Here is a 1,667-nt window from a genome sequence, read left to right as displayed (position 1 = left end):
CAACGCCGCATTGAGAACTTAACCGATTACTTGCGCACCTAGTTGCTCGAATATAGCTATCGTAGAGACCTCTTTTTAGTTTTGCTTGGGATCAAGTTGCGTATGTATCTCGAATACTATCATTAAGTGTATCATAAGATACATTCGGATTATTATCATTAGCATTTTTTTGCCCTACGGAATAAGGAGGGTTGCCAACAATAACTTGGATATCAGCTTCTTGCTGTTTTTTACACCGCTCTGAATTCTCAAACATATAGCGTGTAAAAAAATCTTTTTCCTCTAACATCAAAAACGTATCAGTTAAACAAATTCCTTCAAAAGGGATATACTCTCCTTTCATAAGACTATGATAAGTCGATTCAATGTTAATCGCTGCTATGTAATAGGCAAGCAAAACAATCTCATTGGCATGGATATCATGACGGAACTTATATTCCATATCTTCTGGTTTGATCAGTCCAGATTGTAAAAGCCTTGTGATAAAGGTCCCAGTTCCAGTAAAAGGGTCAAGAATAGACACACCTCGAGAACTTAAGCTTTGTCCAAACTCTTGCTCTAAAACATCATTGACGGAATGTAAGATAAAATCAACTATTTCAATAGGCGTATAAACAATCCCAAGCTTATCTGTTGTCTTTTTGAATGCCTTGGTAAAAAAATCTTCGTAAAGTTTGATAATAAGATTCTGTTTTGCTCGCGTCTCAATAATCTCCTCTGTATCATCCTTTACACTTTGATAAAACTTTTCAAGATCTTTGGCTTCGTCTTTGATATTCATCTTATCAAGTTCAGCTAAGATTTTTTCCATCGCTTGCGAGATGGCGTTTTTACTCACAAACTCATTTCCATCAAACAAGGATTCAAAAATAGGTCGTGTCACAAGGTGTTGCGCCAACATCTCGAGTGCATCCTCTTGTTCGATACTGTCATTTAAACCGTTCTTTAATTCTTTATGAAAGGCATGAAAGGCGCGATAAGTTTCACTCTTTTTATCAGCGAGTATGCTTTTAAGACGAATAATATGATTTTGTGCAATTGCAGCCACATTGCCAGCCCATTTTTCCCACTGATTAGGCTCCCCACATTTTTTGACAATGATGGGCTTAATAGCACGCGATAATTCATCAACATAAAACTCGAATTCTTTTTGTCCTTCATAGCTATGAGAATTTTCACTTGCTACTGAACCAATATGAAGCCCAGCACTTTCCGATTTCGTGTGGAAAGAGAGTTCGTCAACAACAGCGGTCATTACTTGTAAAGCAGGGTCAAAAGTGACTCCTACAATCTCAAACACATGACGAACATTTTGGTCTAGCTCTAAGGCTTTTATTTTGTTTTTAAAGTTGTCATCATGAGCACGCAAAGCATTGAGAACTTGCCAGATGACATCATACTTCGTATTGTTTTCTAAAGCCTGTTTTGGTGGAATATTAAAGGGAATACCAACGGGTAAAATAATATAGCCTGTTGTTTTACCTTCTGCGCGGCGCATCACACGCCCCACCGCCTGTATCACATCCACATGACTTTTACGCGGGTGTAAAAACATAACCGCATCAAGAGCAGGGACATCGACGCCTTCAGAGAGACAGCGGACATTGGTTAACACACGGCAGTTATTCTCATCTGTATCTTCTTTAAGCCAATCAAGTAATTTATTA

Annotated in this window: 1 pseudogene; it reads right to left on the bottom strand. The window is 38.2% G+C overall.

Annotated elements, in window-relative coordinates:
• Nucleotides 1–1,667 (bottom strand): annotated as a pseudogene (locus tag ACFINC_RS09065) (N-6 DNA methylase); the annotation flags it as partial.

It is taken from the genome of Bartonella sp. AP58NXGY, from assembly GCF_042195785.1.
Classification (GTDB): domain Bacteria; phylum Pseudomonadota; class Alphaproteobacteria; order Rhizobiales; family Rhizobiaceae; genus Bartonella.
This window is presented reverse-complemented; position numbering and strand designations above follow the sequence as displayed.